Origin of the sequence: Priestia koreensis (genome assembly GCF_001274935.1) — a bacterium.
Taxonomy (GTDB): domain Bacteria; phylum Bacillota; class Bacilli; order Bacillales; family Bacillaceae_H; genus Bacillus_AG; species Bacillus_AG koreensis.
Window position 1 is genome coordinate 1 of the sequence record NZ_LILC01000007.1, and the last position, 16,094, is coordinate 16,094.

Genomic DNA, 16,094 nt, shown 5'->3' on the forward strand with positions numbered 1-16,094 from the left:
AACAGCAGCTTGAAAGCGTCTTTTGGCATCGTTGTACACAAATGAATCATTGGAACGATCTAAAAAGGCAAAACGACACGTAATTTCTGTGTAATTTGGAACCTTATGGCGAATGAATCCACCTGCAAAGCCGGAGGCTTCTAATTCGGTGTAGAGATGGGCAACATATTCATTGTAGACTTTACGTTCACACCCAAACGCGCGGTTTAAGTGTTCTTTCTGCTCGTCTGTAGGGAAAATCGCATATTGATACCCAAGCGTCACCCATCCTTCGGGTAATGTTTTTTTGGTTCCTTTTCGATGTGGTGTTTCCAATTGAACATTCACGTCATTCACTCCTTTCTGTTGGGACTATATTCCTATCTTACCAAAAAAAGAAAAAGAAAACAAGCACATATGTTCGTTGAAGACTTACGCCTACCCACCATTCATCCCCCACCTACTCACGGGGCTTCGCCCTTATCGTTCCTTGAGGAAGGGGACTTCTGGTGGAAATCTGTTAAAAGTCTAAACTCATAGCAATTATAGTGCACAAAATGCTTAAATGCAGGAATTCTGCCTTATTTATTGCGCAACAAGAAACAAATTTTGTATTAAAATAGAATAAAAGGTAAATTTATACTACTTTAAAAGTTGATGAGGTTGTATCATACATATAGGTAGAGAATTTATTTAAGGTTATCTAGTCTCTTTATATACTGAATAACAGTATGAAGAAGCCTAAGCCTTTGAAGCAGGATCTGTACGCGAATTTAAATAATGGGAGGGATAGGAGTGAAATCCTATAGTTATTTTTGTGCTACTCAAATTGAGATGGGAATCGGAAAGTCTAAAAAAATATCAGAAATGTTAGAATACTTAAGGGTTGGTCCATCTATTTTAGTTGTAAGTGATCCTGGTGTAGTTCGTGCAGGACTTGTTTCACCTATTATACATACCCTAGAGACTTCAGGTTATCGAGTAGTGTTATTCGATTCAGTTGAACAGAATCCTCGAGATACAAATTGTTTAGAGGGTGCTCAACTATTTCGTGACTTTGGTGCAGAGGCAGTCGTAGCAATTGGTGGTGGAAGTGCCATGGATACAGGAAAAGCCATTGCTTTGTGCGGTCCAAATGGGGGGATACCATCTGATTATGCGGATGGTCAACGGTTATATGAGAACATTGCACCTATAATTTGTATTCCAACTACTGCAGGTACAGGTTCAGAGGTAACTCGGTCTTCTGTAATTACCGAGTCATCTACACATCGAAAAATGACACTCAAACATACTTCATTAAGACCTGTGTTGGCTGTTCTTGATCCTGAATTAACGTTTAGTGTTCCTCCTTCTGTTACAGCTGCTACAGGTGTTGATGCATTGGTTCATGCAATTGAAGGTTATACCTGCAAAGGAACAAATCCCATTTCACAAGCGTTTGGAGCTAAGGCGATGAAAACCATCGTTTCAGCATTGCCTATTGCTTTCCGTGATGGACAAAATGAAGAAGCTCGCCACGACATGCTAGAAGGTAGTCTGTTGGCAGGTCTCTGTTTCGGATCTACTGATGTGGCTGCTGTCCACTGCTTAGCAGAAGCGCTAGGAGGACTTTATGATACGCCTCATGGAGTTGCCAATGCCGTATTTTTACCTTATGTACTAAGATTTAATTCTATGGAGAATAAAGGGTTGCATGCTACATTAGGGAGATATATGAACTTTGCTAGCGATTCCGATTCAGACGAAATAGCCGTTGAAAAACTCATTCAAGGAATTGTAAAGTTAACTGAATCTTTAAATATTCCAAAGTTAAAAGATTTAGAGGGTGTGAAAAAAGAAGATTTTCCACGAGTAGTAGAATTAGCGATGCAAAACAACTCAACATCAAGTAACGTTCGTTCGATTACCGAGACTGATTACATGCACATTTTGGAACAAGCTTATTCTGATCGTATAGAGATAAATTTGAACTCTAGCGTAGAAAGCTTGCGTTAATCCTCATACATTAATCGTACGGAAGAAGATGGCCACGCCCTAACCCGTTACTTCCATGTAGTTTGTACAAGGGAACTGTCGCTTAATAAAAATGGGTGAACGTTTAAACGCTCGCCCATTTTTGTTTGCTAATTATACCGCATTAACAATAAAGACAGCTAAAAGGAGTGTTTTCAGTAATTTTGCCACACTCACCACACTTTTGGCACTATTCATTTTTCAGGAGGGCCATTTCACTTTTATTATTTAGTTGGGAAAATGAATCAGTATTATTTATGTTTAAAATCTCAGTTACTCATAGGCTTTACGTTAAGTTCAAAAAATCCAAATTTCTCTTAGTAATACTTTATGAATTAAAAACGCAATCTGCTTTTTACTATGCATGCGAAAATAGGTATTTCAACTCATTTCTTTTTTCACCCAAACATTATAATATTTTCCTTATATTTTTAGAAAAACAATAAGCGTGGAGACGGAACCACAAGAAGCTTTAGAAGAGGGTAAATGATGAGAAGAAAAGCATGGATTGTCGGATCAATTGTTGTCGTAGTGGCTGTAGCTGTGGTCATTTCAATTATTCAAGCGCAATCTAAAAATGATGAACAAATATCTAAATTTATTGGCTATTCAAGCGACGGAGAATGGAAAGGTGAATATTCTAAACAAGAAACATATTGGGATGGAATATTAACCCCGTTAAAAAAGAGTAAGAAAAAGGTGGGCGAGATTTTATTTGAAGAAGGTACGGAGCTTGAAAAATATTCTGGTGGGGAGCCGGAAGAAGATTCAAACTATCATTTTTCTAGCTTAGGTGATGCCCCTCCTAAAAAAGCAAAATTAACCGTTACTGTAAAATGGACAGATGAAACGGGAAGTCACGAACAATCTATTCATTTAAAGAAACAAAAATAAAAAACGTTTATTTAATCGTATGATAGACAGACAATCATATTACGTGAGGTTAAGAAAAGAGAGAATCTAATTCGAAATTTTCTCTTTTTTATCTACTTTAAATAATATCTCATACTATATTTCTATAAAGGAGAAATGAACGTGATTTTTAATCTTGACATTCAACCTGATGGACTTCCCTCCAATACAGTAGATGAAATTCGAACAGGGGAAGTCTACTATTCGATGTTCGGAGAAATTATTTTTTTCATAAATGGGAAGAACTTTTTTGAACATGCCAATGGAATTTCTGAAGAAAAAATGGGCACATCGTCTATGTCCAGCAAAGGGCTAACTATTCCTATTTATGGATTTATACACAGCTTTATTAATCAGATGGACGATATTGGCCAAAAGAAAGCGGTCATCATATACGAAGATCAAATTGATAAAGAAATCGTATTAGAAACATCTGGAGAAAATGTCATTTTTGCGATTCGCTATTGCCTGTCTAATTATTGGTATGATGGGGAGAGTGTAAAAGAATCTTTGGAAATTCCTATTTCAAGCGTTAATATGATTCCCATTCCTGTGTTTAAAGAAGGAATGATTGAAGGGATTCGTACATATTTTGAGAGTTTGCTACAACAATTTCCTGAGTTACAGAAAGTGGATAAGTTTGTGGAGTTGTATAAAAAGGTGACAAAGTAAAGATGGTTAAAATAGTGGTAAAAAGAAGGCAGTCATTTGATTTAAGAAATGGCTGTCTTTATTTCTATTTAGTAACTGAATAGATAGGAGCAAGCGTTACTTATCTAAATCGTCACTTCTACTTACAGCTTCTTTTATATGTTTCTTCTACCAATATTATCAAGAATATAATTGCTATTAGATAGAAATCAAAATAATATAAACATATATTGGAAGGTGGTTAACGATGAGGAAATTTATAAAATTGTCCCTATTAACTGTGAGTCTGTTTTCTTTAATAGGATGTCAGCAAGTCAATGCACATTCGGAAAATGATAATAAAGGTATCGAAAGTAAAAAAACAGAAGAAAAAACGTTAAGTTATAATCAATACGAAAAGCTCTTTAAAAATATGGTCAAGGATGTAAAAGTACCCGGTTATACTCTTAAAAGTAGTACGTCAGATGTAGAGGTATTAAGACTTAGTAAGGATTTTAGTTTTGGTAAAAGAGAATATATGACGACTAAAGGTACATTTAACGGCGAACAACCTAAGTCAACACAAGAATCTCTATTCTATGAAAGTAGCAACAAAGATAGAATGATCATTGTTACTATTGCCTACACAAAATCCTTCATCGGAAATGATATGGCTTCATATTCCGTATGGTCCGATTATGGATTGAAAACAAGCTTAATAGATAAAACAGATCTTATGACCATTACATATAAAAATTTAATCATTACGATTATACAGACGAACGAAAATCAGGTAGATCAGGGCGATACACAAAATGCAACGAGAAATATAGTGAAATATTTAAAAGACTATAAAACATAAATCCACAAAAAGTGCAAAATTTAATAAAGAAATTACCTTTTGATATAAACAGGTCTAGTCAAATATAAAAAGAAACAAACAATTTAACAGAGTTGTATTTTGGAGGAGTGAACAGTGTCAGTGTATACGCTTAGGCAAGCTGAACCAATGCATATAAAGACGCAAGATGGTGTGTTTCTGAATGGTCATTTGTTTAAACCTACAGGTCAAGATCAATACCCATTAATGATATTTGTAAATGGATCAGGTATCACACCATACGAAATGGATCTGGAGGAAGAACAATTCTACTTTTGTCGCACTCTCGTTAAAGGTTGCATAGATGAGGGTTTTGCGCTGCTACTCGTTAATAAGCGTGGGGTTGGATCTTCAGAAGGTACATGGAAGACACAAAGCTTTTATGACCGAGCAGAGGATATGCGTGACATTATTTTATCAATGAGAAAACGGATTGATATTGATGAACATCAAATTAGCGTAATGGGCCACAGTCAAGGTGGCTGGATCGTTCAACTGCTTGCTGCACGCTATCCAGATCTATTAAAGTCATCTCTCAGCATTGCTGGTCCAGCATACAGCGTGAAAGAGCAAATTCTAGATAATCTGGACTCTAATCTAATTATGAAAGGTAATGTCCGTTCTGCAAAGTGGCTGCGACCTATCAATCAGCTTTCTTTTACCCTGTACCAACTATTATCAAAAGTACTTAAAGTAGGTTATTTAAGTCGCATTTTAGATTATGATGCTAGAACAATCATTCCTTCTATAGCTGTTCCGATCTATTTTGCTTTTGCTGAAAACGACGAACTCGTTCCTTTAGAGAAGAATGAACCGTTAGCAAGAGAATTGTTGTCACAAATATCAGTACCGTATAAAGTCAACATTTCATCAGGAGTTAACCATAGCTTTGCGAGAGCGGAGAGATATCAAACGTGGGATAAAATTGACTGGAAAGCAAGTCTCGAGTTAGTTGATTTAATACGAGATTTTTGTAGGTGGACAAAGGCAAACTTCCGGTGAATTGTCTCCATAAATTTTAAGGGATAGGGGAGACAGGAAACATGGATTTCCTTATGGAGGTTTTTCTGTTTTTAAGCTGAATTGTAAAAGGAGATGAGTGGGTATTTTACACTCATCTCTTTTTATTTTAAAATCGCTCTACTATTAGATCCATATCAATGCTAGTCGCAGCAGAAATAACTAGGGAAGAGGGACATCCTTTTTCGATTTCACCTGCAATATATATCCTATAAGCTGTTGTTCGTTCTGCTCCGTCGGTAATGACTTCACCTAGTTCCCCCATTTGGCAATTAAATTGTGCGGCAAATTTATTGGAGCGATAAAAGCTGGAAACGACAAATCCATCGCTTCTTAAGTGATTTTCAACATTTTATTGTTCGTTTTCCAACCTTAAAATCTTTTCTTGAATTTTTGTCAAATATTCCTTGGTATCTTCAAGCTGTTGAAGGACCTTCTGTTCTTGTTGCTTCATCATATGGAGCCTATCCGGGACGGTTCGTTTTCCTTCCATACACCAATCAACAAACTGTTTAATGTCTTTTATAGGCATTCCCGTGTTTTTTAAACACAAGATCATATCCAAAAGCTGAAGGAAATCGTGTGTAAACACTCGATCCCCTTTTTCCGTCCGTTGAAGGAAGGGGAATAGTCCTTGTTTGTCGTAATAACGCAGCTGAGAAATGGATAGCTGATAAATCTCCGCAACCTGTCCAATTGTATAAGTCCTCATTTTTTCCTCACCATGGAATAATTCCTTTCTCGTTTAGAACTTTTCCGTTATAGTTTTGTTCACTTAATGCATGTTTTACAATAACTTTTGCACCTTCTTTTGTGGATTTTCCTCCTGGTGCATTACTATTTAGATCCGTCGTTGTAAATCCTGGCGTAACGCCGAAAATTTCAGGACCACCTTCTCCAAACTCTTTTCCAAATGACAAGGTTAGCGAATTAATCGCCGTTTTGGACGAATTGTAGCCCAGTATATTAAGAGGGTGAACGTCTCCATTATCAAACATCGTTTGAGACGCCATATCCGTTGTCACGTTGACAATTTTTCCACGCCTCGCTTTTTTCACGAGAGGTAGGAACGTTTGGATCATTTGAAATGTTCCAAAGAAATTAATGTTAAAGATTTCTCGAAGCATCTCAACTTTTAATTCTGTAGGGGAGATGTGGAAGTCTAGGGCTACTCCCGCATTGTTAATAAGTAAATCTAGATAATTGGTTTGACCAAGGATCGTATCCATAGCGCTTTGAATAGAGTTTTGATCTGAAATATCTACCTGCACAAATGAGACATTTGATAATCCTAACGAATGAATTGCTTTTTTACCGAGTTCTTCATTACGAGCACCTAAAAAAACATGATCCATGTGATTAGCTAATTGACGCACAAGTTCATATCCAATTCCTTTATTAGCGCCTGTGACAAAAGCGGTTGTTTCCATATTGTATTTCCTCCTCTAGTATCTACACTGTTTATACAATATCAACAATACGACCTAAACCAAGGTTTAGGTCAAGTGCTTTTTTGAATTTGTTTTTCGTTAAAAATTATCTGGCTAGTTAAGTCAAACGTTTTAAAAATACGATGATAAAATAGCGTTAACCACAAAAAGGAGTCAATAAATAGAAACCTTATTAGAGTGGGCTAATGAAATCTTCACTAACAAATAAAAGAGGCTTAAGCATCCAAAAATGGTGTTTGAGCCTCTTTCTGTTGGATGAAGGCACATAAATACATTTTCAGATTCCCTTCGTCAAGGGTTCTGGAAGCCATTAATAGCGATGAAAACCAAAAACAATGATAGTACGATACCTAGCGTATTCATAAGTACGAGACTTATCTTCACCTTACCTTTTATCCCCATTAAGGAAAAGATCAACCCGATTACACCGAGTACTAAAGGAAAAAAGATGCTGACTTTTAACAAATCTACATACAAAAAGTTACCGAACTTTGTTAATCCCGCTAGTAGCGGGAAGGTAGCCATGATAAAAAACACGCCAGATAAAATCGAATAATATTTCTTCATGCTCATTGCCTCCTTCATCATCAAGTTGAGAAGTGATGTTCTTTTTAGTTCTCTCTGTATTTTTTTATAAGCGTTATGAAAGCGGCAATTAGAAAAATGATGGCGCTATTAATAAGTAAATACAAGCCTACTTGTAACCCATAAAAAACGGCAAAAGCATCCCGAATGATAAACAACGCGACGATTCCACCAATGGCTGAAAAGACGGCTGCCAGTAGCAATATAGCAAAAGAAGCCGCATATAAATTGTTACTTTTCTTATAGGACATAAACCCAATGCAATTTGCGATCACAATAAACAGACACATCAATAGTAGAAAAAAGGTAGTCATATACATCCCAATCCTCCTCTACATCCATTAACTGTAATTTTATGGCTGTAACCATTACATTAACACACATTTGCATGTATAATTTAGAAAAATGGAAAAATTACACAAAATCCTATATATGTACACACATTATTTCTAAGGAAAAGATGCCTTATGTATTGTGAAGTGATCATCAGGAGGAAAGTATGAAAATGGATATGTCTTCAATTATTATTGTATGCTGTCCACCAGCGGCAGGCAAAACGGTTCTATCAAAAAGGATTGCTTCGTCACTACATCTACCATTGTTATCAAAAGATCAAATCAAGACAGACATATATGATGCTTTTGTCAAAAATGAGATTGTGAATGATCAGGAAGTATCTATTGCTAGTTATGCTATATTGTTCAGTATGTTAAAAGAGCTTATAAAAGCAAAAGTGGATGTCGTAATCGAAAGTAATTTTGATGCTTTCATGTCACCTAAGAAATTATCAGGCATAAAAGAAGAAATGAATTTTAGATCATTGACCATTTTATGTGCAGCGCGGATTTAGAGGTTTTGCATCGTCGTTTTATTATAAGAGAGCATTCCAATGAAAGACACCCTAACCTAGTCACTTTAGCAACGGGGGTAAAGGCCAACATACCAGATTGGTTTTATCGAAACTTTTCATCCTAATTAATTTTCGATCAAAATTCTTTACTGATCGTTCTTAAATTGATACACTTAAACATGTTAGATCTACTATTTTTTTACGAAAACAAGAATGATCATTCTTAAATCATTTAAAAAGTTCGCAAGGAGGATGCATACTATAAGGTTGCTGCACGCTAAGTGTATTAACTATTTCTACATTTTTTCTCAAAAATACGAGATAATCTGTTCTAAGGTGGGAACGAATGGTATGGCTAGAAATAAAGAATTTGATGAAAAAGAAGCATTAAAGAAAGCAATGGATCTTTTCTGGCAACAGGGTTATGAAAAAACATCCATGCAAGATTTAGTAAGCCATATGGGTGTTCATCGCAGAAGTATCTATGATACGTTCGGTGATAAACACACTTTATTTATTCGAGCTTTAAATCACTATATGGAACTAATGGATATAAAAATTAAAAATAACATAACACCAGAATCAAGTGCCAAGGAAGCTATACGAACATTATTTGAAATGGCTATTTACCCAAATGCTACACAACCAAAAGGATGTTTGGCAGTAAATACAGCAGTTGAGTTATCATTGTTGGATCAAGAAGTATCTGAAAAAATTACAGAGATGTTTATAAAGACTGAGACATTCTTATTTTATCTACTGAAGCGTGGTCAAGAACAAGGGGAAATTTCTAAACACTGTGATGTCAAAAGTCTTTCTAAATTTATTCACAATTCCCTTATTGGGATACGAGTATTAGCAAAAACAACGGATAATAAGAAAGAGTTAGAAACCATTATTAGTTTGAATTTGTCAACATTGGATTGAGAGATATCACGTTGGTCAAATAAACGAACGAACGTCAACTAAAATAGACTTTAAGGAGAAATTGAATATGAAATACACCGTTATTACAGGAGCAAGTTCAGGTATAGGATATGAAACAGCACTACAATTTGCAAATCGTGGAAAAAATTTAATTATTGTCGCGAGAAGATTAGAGAAACTAGAAGGGCTTAAATCAGTCATTCATGCGATCAATCCAGATTTAGATGTTATTATTCAAACAAGTGATTTATCAGTAACAGAGCAGGCATACGCATTATATAATTGCTTAAAAGAGTATCAAATTGAAACTTGGATCAATAATGCTGGTCTTGGTGAATCTTCTCCTGTAGAGGAACAGAATTTAGAGAAAGTAGAATCTATGTTACGTCTTAATATAGAATCATTAGCTATCCTTTCTACATTATTTGTACGAGATTATTCTCAAGTAGAAGGAACTCAATTAATTAACGTATCCTCAGCACTCGGATATGCTACTTATATTGGTGGTATCACTTATTCGGCATCTAAATATTTTGTTAGTGCATTTACCGAAGGGCTTGCCAAAGAACTTGAACTTAAAAATGCAAAGATGAAGGTAAAAGTACTAGCACCTGCAGTGACAGAAACAGAATTTGAGAAAACGGCTCAAGATGTAGAAGAGTTTGATTATAAAAACTTCATGCCTATGTATCACACAGCTAAGCAAATGGCAGGTTTTATGATGGAACTTTATGACAATGATAAAGTCGTAGGAATTGTAGATGAAGGCTACAATTTTAATTTGAGAGATCAAATCTATCCAATACTAGGTGTTTAATATAACTAAAGAGAAAAGAACAAAATTAATTCACTAGAATGAAAAGGATTCAGATCATGAATTCTTAAAAATTCACCTTTTAAAGAACGATCGTTCTAAAATTGATATTATTAAATGAATAAAATAACGTTGGAAGCACGTGTAGGTTAAGTAGAGAGATCATCTAAGCATAGAAAATTACGCTTAGATGATCTCTACATAAAGAGAAAGAGATAAGAAAAAGGAAATTGAAGATCATATCAGTGAAAGGATGCCGATTTTAAAAATGCAACCACGTATGAAAGCTGCTCAGATTACAAAGTATTCAAAGAAAATCCATGCTCAGATCAATGACATTCCAATCCCTCAAATTAATGATAACGAAGTGTTAGTAAGAGTCAAAGCTGCGGCAATTAATCCACTTGAAACTCTAATTATCACGGGTAGTGTAAAACTGATTCAACATTATAAATTCCCTTTAACAATAGGGAATGAATTAGCAGGCATTATTGTTAAAGTCGGAAAGAATGTAACAAGATTTCACGTAGGAGATGCTATCTACACACGTCTCCCACTAGAAAAAATCGGTGCAATTGCAGAATATGCAGCAGTTGATGCTTCTGCAATTGCACTGATGCCCAAGAACTTATCCTACGTGGAAGCAGCAGCTTCTGCATTAGTGGCCCTAACAGCGTACCAAGGTCTATATGAGGAGCTTAAAGCACAGCCTGGTAAAACGCTCTTTATTCCAGGTGGATCAGGTAGCTTTGGTCAAATCGCTGTTCCTATTGCCAAGACAATGGGTTTAAAGGTCATCGTGAGTGGAAACTCGGAATGGCGGGAACGCACATTAGAAATTGGTGCAGACCAGTATATAGACTATAGGACAGAAAGCTATGTTCACTTGTTATCAAATGTGGATTATGTAATTGATACACTGGGACCTAAAGAATTTGACAATGAATTGAGTATTATCAAACCAGGTGGAAAGTTACTCTCTCTCCGTACAGGTCCAAATAAACGCTATGGAAAAGAAGGAAAGTTCCCGTTTTGGAAACAAAAGTTGTTTTCCATTGCTGGTGCAAAGTATGATCACAAAGCCAAGAAACAAGACGTTGAATATCATTTTATTTTCGTTCGTTCGGATGGTACACAACTGGAAAAAATCACTAAAATCATTGAAGAACACAACATTATTCCACCCATTCATCCAACATTATTTTCTATAGATCAGATAAATGAAGCGCTAGAAATTGTCGCAAATAGAAGGCCAAAAGGGAAAGTAATTATTGAATTCAAGGAAAAATAACGCAATAACTTCTAATAAAAAGCTATTTACGAAGATAAGAAAATTTCCATGATGGTCTTATTCCAAGAGTCAGCACATGAATGAAGTTATGGTCAAAACTGCAAATTGAAAAGTGTTCTTTGTATTATTGAAGCAAACTATATACGTCTCAAATGCAAGAAGGGATGCCTTATCGTGCCTTACAAAAAAACAATTACCATCAACTTATTAGATTTCGTTTTATTCCCTTCAGACGAAGAATTTCAGACTAAAGGGAATAAAACAAAGCAACGCGTTTTAAGTGATGATATTGAAATACATTTTAAAAAAATATCAAACAAAGTTACTAGCGATAGAATTATTTAAAAATATGATGTCCTATAATATAATTTACTTTTTCGAACATACTTCTACCTCGTGCTCATACAAATAGAAAAGAGATATTGAACAAAAGGAGTGTAGAATATGTATCCCTATGAACCAATTTGTACGGAGCAACCAAATGATGAACTTGGAGGCCGTAATGAACAGTTTACAAGTAAATATGGACAACTTGCTTATAATGTTCAAGGATCCGGTCCTAGCTTGTTACTAATTCACAGTATAAGCTTAGGAGCATCTAACTTTTGCTGGAGAAAGAATGTCAAAGAATTAGCTAAGCATTTTACTGTCTATGCACTTGAACTTCCCGGATTCTCTAACTCTGATAAACAGAAACGAATGTACACACCGCAATTATTTACTGAAGCCATTATTGAGTTTATACAAGGAGTTATTCATGAGCGAACCTTTGTCATTACCCGAGATCTTCCTGCAGCTTATTGCAGTTACATTGCCTACATACGTCCTGATCTAATTTCTAAATTAGTACTCATCACTCCATCTGGTCTCGGGGGAAATGATACATCTCCATGCGCTTCTAGTTACACTACGTTTGGTATTTTTACACAGCCATTTGTGGGAGATGGTTTGTACAATACATTTTCTTCAAAAGAAAGTATTGAACAACAACTGAAAACAAGCTTTTATTCAGATCCATCTTTTGTTACACCAGATGTAATAGATAATTTTTATAAAAGCGCTCATCAATGTCCAAATGCTAACTATGCTCCAGCTTCTTTCGTTGCTGGATTTTGTAATTTCAACGTTCAATCTTTTTTCTCCTCTATTACTCAACCTGTTCTTATTTTATGGGGTAAAAAGGCAACTTTTAACCCTGTTCAATATTTGTCTTATTTTTTATCACTACGTCCATACACACAATATGAAATTTTTGACGATTGCGGCCTTATTCTACAAGAAGAAAACCCCAAAAAATTTAATAGAGCAGTCACACAATTTTTGCTATAGAGCCTTAAACAAGGCTCTTTTTTAATTTCAACTTTTAACATATCATGTCAAAGCTTTAAAATGATCCTATCTAATATACCTGGAGAAAAAGGCATGAAAAGATTTCTGAAGATGGTGTACGTAAAATACATAAACGAAAACGCACTAATGGCTTTTGATATTTAGTGAAAATAAGATAAATTAGAAAACTCCCCAAACATATTGCTTTCTATTTAGCAAGTTTTTCTGGCTTTATTAAATCCCTAAATCCAGTTATTTCATTGCAAACATCCCTAGCTATTTTATAAAATAAGTTGGAACAGAAAAAATCTCAAAGATCATTTAATTTCCTAAAGAGGAATGTAGCACTTTTACTTATTGAATAAAAGAGGTTAATGGGTAGTTTATCTCAAATAAACGATTGGAAAAGTTCTACATAAAACGAAATTCGGATATGTAACAGTAGGAGGATGCGGTGCATTATGAGTAAAAATTGGATACTAAACGAGAATTTCAATCGTGCAAGTTTAGACAAAATGCTAGATTGGCGTTGTGAACCCAATAAATGGTTTTTAGACAAAAAATCTTCTCAACTTGTTTTAGAAACAGACCAAGAAACTGATTATTGGCAAAAAACTCACTACGATTTTCAGGCGGATAATGGACATTTTCTCTATATGGAAACTGACAAGAACTTCAGAATAACAACAAGAGTTGAGACGTTCCCAAAATCCAAGTATGACCAAGCAGGACTAATGATTAGGTTTTCGGAGGACATATGGGTAAAAACTTCCTTAGAATACATTCCAGATGGTTTAAGCAAGTTAGGGGCAGTTGTAACGAATAGGGGCTATTCAGATTGGTCTACACAATATGTAGACTATGAAACTGTTCATTTATATTACCGTATATCAAAAATAGGGCAAAATTGTTATGTTGATTTTTCTTTGGATGGAGAGGTATGGAATCAAATTAGAATCGCTCACCTAGATGTTCCTGAAAAAAATTCAACTTTCTTAGCAGGCGTTTATGCATGTAGCCCTCAAGGAAAAGAGCAAGAAGTTCGTTTTGATTTCATTACAATTGAAGAGCTTGATAATGATCCAGCATCTGCATATTTGTAAATCATGTTCAGCCACTTTAAGATGTATGTGAACATAGATGGTATAAACTAGACAATCGCCAGGAGATATACCTAGCCTATAGCGGGCTATAATGGAATTGTGATAATTAGAAAACCATAAATGAAGAAGTTGTTTTCCTTTAAGATGCACTTTGATATTTGCTAGGGATTAATAAGGATCATGCTAGTTTATAATTAGCATGATCCTTATTTTATATGTACTTTAGGTAGGCGTTTTTGGATGAAGGCGGTCTATGTTTTCGGTGGTGGACGAACTTAAGGGGACATTAATGCAGGGCGATTTGACTGTAGCAGCTTTGTTCACTAGGCTTTTGTGTAAGTCGGCATCAATTTTGGCAATCGAGGGTCGGTGAGTACGGAAACGCTCAAAAATTTAGGCTCTCCTGTACCTGTGAGTGATATGCAACCAGGGGACTTAGTATTCTTTGATACCTACAAGAAAGATGGTCACGTAGGGATTTATGCAGGAAATGGGAAGTTTTTAGAATGTCAAGGGAAGACCGGCGTATACATTGCCGATATGTCAAAAGGGTATTTCCAGCGAAAGTTCAATGGTCGTGTACGACGAATTTAATGATGGGAGTATTTTATACGGTCAGCAAACAAACATCAACTCAAAAAAACAGTACCTTCTTATAAAAAATACTGTTTTTTGAGTTTAAATTCGCCCACCCTTAGACTTTTGGCTTAAGTTAAAAGCCTTTTATATCAAAATGTATAAAAAGGTGAATAAGCTATAACTAAAAAGAGGTGCCGATACACAAGGCTCCTATGGAAAAACTAGTTCCTGAATACCTGTTATGGTAACTATCTTTGTATATGATATACAGCTTAAAAACAGAAAAAAATACTGTTTGTTATAGAAACAATGCATTAAAACGAAAACAGCCCCAAGCGATGGATCATCACTTGGGGCGTGTTGTTAATAACATTAATGTTATTTTCTTCTTAGGTGTCAACTGTCTAATTGACTTAAATAACATATGTATCCACATTATAGCTTAGAACCTTGTTCAGCATCATTGGGCCTCTGCATGTTAACTGAACGCTTTCGAACTAAAACAAAATAGGAAAGAAACGCCAATAAGCTAGCACCAAAGATCGTAAGGCCCATTGGAACACCCGTATACGATCCTGCTATTCCAACAAGAGGTGCTGATAGCGATCCGAGTAAAAATGGCAATAAGCCTAATAATGCGGAGGCGCTGCCCGCAATATGTCCTTGTGATTCAATGGCTAATGCAAAGGACGTCGTACCAATAATACTTATTGATGAGACAAAAAAGAAAATCGGGATCGCCACGGAAATTAATGGAGCTTTTAAAAGAAGAGCGATGAGTAGGATTGCTCCTGCCGCAATAGAAATTCCTAGTCCTATCTTTAAGAATGTTCGCTCCGAAATGTGATCGGCCAAGCGTCCAACCAACTGACTTCCAATAATCAAGCCTAAACCATTAACTCCAAAGAGTAGACTGAACTGTTGTGGAGAAACATGGTAAATATTTTGATAGACAAACGGAATACCAGATACATAAGCAAATATTCCAGCTGTCGTGAATCCTTGTGTGAATGCGTATCCCATGAATTCTCGCTCCTTAAATAAGGAACCAAAATTGCTCATGAGCTGTGGCAGATTACTAGGCACACGTTTTTCAGGTGGTAGAGTTTCTGGTAGTTTTAGAGAAACCATGAAGATTAATATAGCTCCAATACAAGCTAAAACAATAAAAACTCCATTCCACTTGGTAAACGAAAGAATGGCTCCTCCAGCAATAGGTGCAACGATGGGGCCGAGGTTACCGACTAATACAATTAAAGTGAAAAATTTGATCAGTTCCTTTCCACTGAAAAGGTCCCTGACAATAGCTCTTGAAACCACAAGCCCGCCTGCTGCCGAAAAACCCTGGACGAAACGAGCCACAATAAGGAAATAGATATTTGGTGAAAACGAGCAAGTTAAAGAAGCTAATAAGTATAAGCAAAGAAATAATAGTAAAGGTTTACGACGGCCTTTCACATCACTCAATGGGCCAATAAATAATTGTCCTGCTCCTAATCCTAATAAGCATGCTGTCAAACTAATTTGTACCAGTGATGCCGTAGTATGAAAATCTTTTACGATTGTGGGGAAGGAAGGTAAATACGTATCAATTGTAAAAGGCCCTAAGAGTCCAAGTGATCCCAAAAGTATTGCAAGTTGAATTCTTTTTTTTCCACTAAGTGTATTCAATTTTTCCTCGCCTTTCTATATAGTTTGTATTTCATTTCACTACAGAAATGTAGGCTA

At 35.7% G+C, this 16,094-nt stretch carries 19 protein-coding genes and 1 pseudogene; 13 read left to right on the plus strand and 7 right to left on the minus strand.

Translation table 11 applies throughout. The annotated features are described in order from the left end of the window. Positions 1–327: helix-turn-helix domain-containing protein (locus tag AMD01_RS05165; RefSeq protein WP_169775933.1), on the minus strand; the 327-nt coding region annotated here is incomplete at its 3' end. A 447-nt stretch (positions 328–774) separates the two neighbouring features. Here AMD01_RS05165 and AMD01_RS05170 point away from each other — a divergent pair. The 5 genes from AMD01_RS05170 (at position 775) to AMD01_RS05190 (ending at position 5,419) form a co-directional block, all read left to right on the plus strand. Continuing rightward, positions 775–1,977 (plus strand): iron-containing alcohol dehydrogenase, encoded by a 1,203-nt coding sequence (locus tag AMD01_RS05170; protein ID WP_053400349.1) that lies wholly within the window; start codon positions 775–777, stop codon positions 1,975–1,977. A gap of 504 nt (positions 1,978–2,481) precedes the next feature. Next, positions 2,482–2,889, plus strand: coding sequence for a hypothetical protein (locus tag AMD01_RS05175; protein WP_169775934.1), 408 nt, complete (start codon positions 2,482–2,484; stop codon positions 2,887–2,889). 141 nt (positions 2,890–3,030) lie between these two features. After that, positions 3,031–3,579, plus strand: a complete 549-nt coding sequence (locus tag AMD01_RS05180) for a hypothetical protein (RefSeq protein WP_053400351.1) — start codon at positions 3,031–3,033, stop codon at positions 3,577–3,579. 226 nt (positions 3,580–3,805) lie between these two features. Beyond that, the gene (locus AMD01_RS05185; RefSeq protein ID WP_053400352.1) at positions 3,806–4,399 is read left to right on the plus strand and encodes a hypothetical protein; all 594 of its coding nucleotides are present in this window, start codon (positions 3,806–3,808) and stop codon (positions 4,397–4,399) included. 114 nt (positions 4,400–4,513) lie between these two features. Continuing rightward, positions 4,514–5,419, plus strand: a complete 906-nt coding sequence (locus tag AMD01_RS05190) for an alpha/beta hydrolase family protein (protein ID WP_053400353.1) — start codon at positions 4,514–4,516, stop codon at positions 5,417–5,419. 127 nt (positions 5,420–5,546) lie between these two features. Here the strand turns inward: AMD01_RS05190 and AMD01_RS23910 are convergent, their stop codons facing one another. The 5 genes from AMD01_RS23910 to AMD01_RS05210 all read right to left on the minus strand — a co-directional run bounded on the left by AMD01_RS23910 (position 5,547) and on the right by AMD01_RS05210 (position 7,787). Beyond that, positions 5,547–5,702 (minus strand): hypothetical protein, encoded by a 156-nt coding sequence (locus AMD01_RS23910; protein WP_157052625.1) that lies wholly within the window; start codon positions 5,700–5,702, stop codon positions 5,547–5,549. Positions 5,703–5,789: 87 nt separating this feature from the next. Then, positions 5,790–6,149 carry a MerR family transcriptional regulator gene (locus tag AMD01_RS05195; RefSeq protein ID WP_053400354.1) on the minus strand — a complete coding sequence of 120 codons (360 nt, stop codon included), beginning with the start codon at positions 6,147–6,149 and terminating at the stop codon, positions 5,790–5,792. 7 nt (positions 6,150–6,156) lie between these two features. Then, entirely contained in the window at positions 6,157–6,867 is a 711-nt protein-coding gene (locus AMD01_RS05200; protein ID WP_053400355.1) for an SDR family NAD(P)-dependent oxidoreductase, read from the minus strand. A gap of 312 nt (positions 6,868–7,179) precedes the next feature. After that, positions 7,180–7,455, minus strand: a complete 276-nt coding sequence (locus AMD01_RS05205) for a hypothetical protein (RefSeq protein WP_053400356.1) — start codon at positions 7,453–7,455, stop codon at positions 7,180–7,182. Positions 7,456–7,499: 44 nt separating this feature from the next. After that, positions 7,500–7,787: a hypothetical protein gene (locus AMD01_RS05210; RefSeq protein WP_053400602.1), complete on the minus strand. Its 288-nt coding sequence runs from the start codon at positions 7,785–7,787 to the stop codon at positions 7,500–7,502. Positions 7,788–7,972: 185 nt separating this feature from the next. Here AMD01_RS05210 and AMD01_RS05215 point away from each other — a divergent pair, with 185 nt between their 5' ends. The 8 genes and pseudogenes from AMD01_RS05215 to AMD01_RS25010 all read left to right on the plus strand — a co-directional run bounded on the left by AMD01_RS05215 (position 7,973) and on the right by AMD01_RS25010 (position 14,381). Further along, the gene (locus AMD01_RS05215) at positions 7,973–8,323 is read left to right on the plus strand and encodes a P-loop nucleotide/nucleoside kinase family protein (protein WP_053400357.1); all 351 of its coding nucleotides are present in this window, start codon (positions 7,973–7,975) and stop codon (positions 8,321–8,323) included. Between the two features lie 351 nt (positions 8,324–8,674). Then, positions 8,675–9,250: a TetR/AcrR family transcriptional regulator gene (locus AMD01_RS05220; protein WP_053400603.1), complete on the plus strand. Its 576-nt coding sequence runs from the start codon at positions 8,675–8,677 to the stop codon at positions 9,248–9,250. Positions 9,251–9,317: 67 nt separating this feature from the next. Continuing rightward, positions 9,318–10,067: an SDR family NAD(P)-dependent oxidoreductase gene (locus AMD01_RS05225; protein WP_053400358.1), complete on the plus strand. Its 750-nt coding sequence runs from the start codon at positions 9,318–9,320 to the stop codon at positions 10,065–10,067. Between the two features lie 265 nt (positions 10,068–10,332). After that, positions 10,333–11,355: an NADP-dependent oxidoreductase gene (locus AMD01_RS05230; RefSeq protein ID WP_053400359.1), complete on the plus strand. Its 1,023-nt coding sequence runs from the start codon at positions 10,333–10,335 to the stop codon at positions 11,353–11,355. Between the two features lie 110 nt (positions 11,356–11,465). Further along, a pseudogene (locus AMD01_RS24655) lies at positions 11,466–11,679 on the plus strand (PD-(D/E)XK nuclease family transposase); the annotation flags it as partial. A gap of 120 nt (positions 11,680–11,799) precedes the next feature. After that, positions 11,800–12,684, plus strand: a complete 885-nt coding sequence (locus AMD01_RS05235; protein ID WP_053400360.1) for an alpha/beta fold hydrolase — start codon at positions 11,800–11,802, stop codon at positions 12,682–12,684. A gap of 461 nt (positions 12,685–13,145) precedes the next feature. Then, complete coding sequence (locus AMD01_RS05240; protein ID WP_053400361.1) at positions 13,146–13,787, plus strand: DUF1349 domain-containing protein; 642 nt, start codon at positions 13,146–13,148, stop codon at positions 13,785–13,787. A gap of 369 nt (positions 13,788–14,156) precedes the next feature. Further along, positions 14,157–14,381, plus strand: a complete 225-nt coding sequence (locus AMD01_RS25010; protein ID WP_053400362.1) for a C40 family peptidase — start codon at positions 14,157–14,159, stop codon at positions 14,379–14,381. 420 nt (positions 14,382–14,801) lie between these two features. Here AMD01_RS25010 and AMD01_RS05250 read toward each other — a convergent pair whose 3' ends face one another. Continuing rightward, complete coding sequence (locus AMD01_RS05250; protein ID WP_053400363.1) at positions 14,802–16,037, minus strand: Bcr/CflA family multidrug efflux MFS transporter; 1,236 nt, start codon at positions 16,035–16,037, stop codon at positions 14,802–14,804. Positions 16,038–16,094: the final 57 nt, after the last annotated feature.

Bases quoted from the DNA above. Each gene is read 5' to 3' on its own strand.
- AMD01_RS05175 (WP_169775934.1), top strand. From the start codon at position 2,482: ATGATGAGAAGAAAAGCATGGATTGTCGGATCAATTGTTGTCGTAGTG.
- AMD01_RS05185 (WP_053400352.1), top strand. From the start codon at position 3,806: ATGAGGAAATTTATAAAATTGTCCCTATTAACTGTGAGTCTGTTTTCT.
- AMD01_RS23910 (WP_157052625.1), bottom strand. From the start codon at position 5,702: ATGGGGGAACTAGGTGAAGTCATTACCGACGGAGCAGAACGAACAACA.
- AMD01_RS05195 (WP_053400354.1), bottom strand. From the start codon at position 6,149: ATGAGGACTTATACAATTGGACAGGTTGCGGAGATTTATCAGCTATCC.
- AMD01_RS05200 (WP_053400355.1), bottom strand. From the start codon at position 6,867: ATGGAAACAACCGCTTTTGTCACAGGCGCTAATAAAGGAATTGGATAT.
- AMD01_RS05205 (WP_053400356.1), bottom strand. From the start codon at position 7,455: ATGAAGAAATATTATTCGATTTTATCTGGCGTGTTTTTTATCATGGCT.
- AMD01_RS05210 (WP_053400602.1), bottom strand. From the start codon at position 7,787: ATGACTACCTTTTTTCTACTATTGATGTGTCTGTTTATTGTGATCGCA.
- AMD01_RS05215 (WP_053400357.1), top strand. From the start codon at position 7,973: ATGAAAATGGATATGTCTTCAATTATTATTGTATGCTGTCCACCAGCG.
- AMD01_RS05220 (WP_053400603.1), top strand. From the start codon at position 8,675: ATGGCTAGAAATAAAGAATTTGATGAAAAAGAAGCATTAAAGAAAGCA.
- AMD01_RS05225 (WP_053400358.1), top strand. From the start codon at position 9,318: ATGAAATACACCGTTATTACAGGAGCAAGTTCAGGTATAGGATATGAA.
- AMD01_RS05230 (WP_053400359.1), top strand. From the start codon at position 10,333: ATGCAACCACGTATGAAAGCTGCTCAGATTACAAAGTATTCAAAGAAA.
- AMD01_RS05235 (WP_053400360.1), top strand. From the start codon at position 11,800: ATGTATCCCTATGAACCAATTTGTACGGAGCAACCAAATGATGAACTT.
- AMD01_RS05240 (WP_053400361.1), top strand. From the start codon at position 13,146: ATGAGTAAAAATTGGATACTAAACGAGAATTTCAATCGTGCAAGTTTA.